Source organism: Ideonella azotifigens, from assembly GCF_006519715.1.
GTDB classification, from domain to species: Bacteria; Pseudomonadota; Gammaproteobacteria; order Burkholderiales; family Burkholderiaceae_C; genus Ideonella; species Ideonella azotifigens.
The window spans coordinates 1-1,190 of record NZ_VIDT01001126.1 but is presented as its reverse complement, the minus strand read 5'-3'; the positions used below and the strand labels follow the sequence as shown (position 1 = coordinate 1,190).

The window sequence follows — 1,190 nt, the reverse complement described above, 5'->3', positions numbered from 1 at the left end:
CGGTGATCGAGTCGACTGCCTTGTCCACGCTGTCCCTGAGCGCGCGCAACCAGCTGCTGATGGACGGTGCCTTGCACACCGCCGGCGGCAAGGTGGCGCTGGCGGTCTCGGCCACCAAGGAAGAAGTTGCAGGCGCGCCCAGCGACACGATGCTGTGGCTGGGCTCGCACAGCAGCGTCGATGTCTCCGGCACCACGCTGCCGAGCCCGACCACCAACGGCCTGCGCCAGGGCCAGGTGCTGGACGGCGGCAGCATCGCGCTGAAGGTCGGCAGCGATGTGCCGGCCACTTCTCCGGTGCTGGTGATCCAGCAGGGCGCGACGCTGGCCGCCCATGGCGCCAGTGCCGAGCTGGACCGCAGCAGCCTGGGCGAAGGCGGCGTGCGCTGGGCGCGCCAGCAGGTCGACAGCAACGGTGGCACGCTGAGCATAGAGGCCGGCCGCGCGCTGGTCACCGAAGGCAGCATCGACCTGCACGCGGGGGGTGCAAAGGCCAGCGGCGGCACGCTGAACGTGACGCTGAATGCAGCCGCCACGCAGCAGCCCGGCAATGCCGAGAACGTCCGGCACGAACTGCGCATTGCCACAGGCCCGACCGAGAAGACCGCCGGCGTGACGCTGGGCGACACCGCCGCCATCGATGGTCTGAATGACACGGCTTCGATCTCCACCGCCGCCATCCGCGCCTCCGGTGTGGCCAACCTGGGCCTGAGCGCACGCGACAGCTTGCGCTTCCTCGGTGGCGCCAACCTGGATCTCACCGGCACGCTGACACTTGCCTCGCGCTCGCTGGGCGTGCAGCCCGGCCAGGCGGTGCAGCTGAATGCCGGCCAGGTGCAGCTTCAAGGGGGCGTGAGCGGGGCCAACGGCACCGCCATGCCGGTGATGCAGGCCCGCGCTGGCGATGCCACGCTGGGCATCCACTCGCGCGATGGCCTGCTGGTCTCGGGCAACTGGGTCACGCAAGACCTGGCCAAGCTGGCGCTGGCGGCCGAGGGCGACCTGATGCTGCAGGGCCTGAACAGCAGCGCGCTCAAGGGCAGCCTGGTCACCGCTGGCGACCTGTCGCTGCGCGCGCGCCAGCTCTATCCCGGCACCGGCGTGGACTTCCGCATCAGCGCGGTGGACCATGACGTGAGCATCGCCGGCAACGGCGCGGACGCCACCAAGATCGCCGCGCCGCTGTCGGCC

At 70.8% G+C, this 1,190-nt stretch carries 1 protein-coding gene; it reads left to right on the top strand.

Annotation, left to right across the window (positions count from 1 at the left end):
- Positions 1-20: 20 nt before the first annotated feature.
- Positions 21-1,190 (top strand): hypothetical protein (locus FKP22_RS31075; RefSeq protein WP_141292021.1); only part of this gene is annotated, 1,170 nt, incomplete at its 3' end.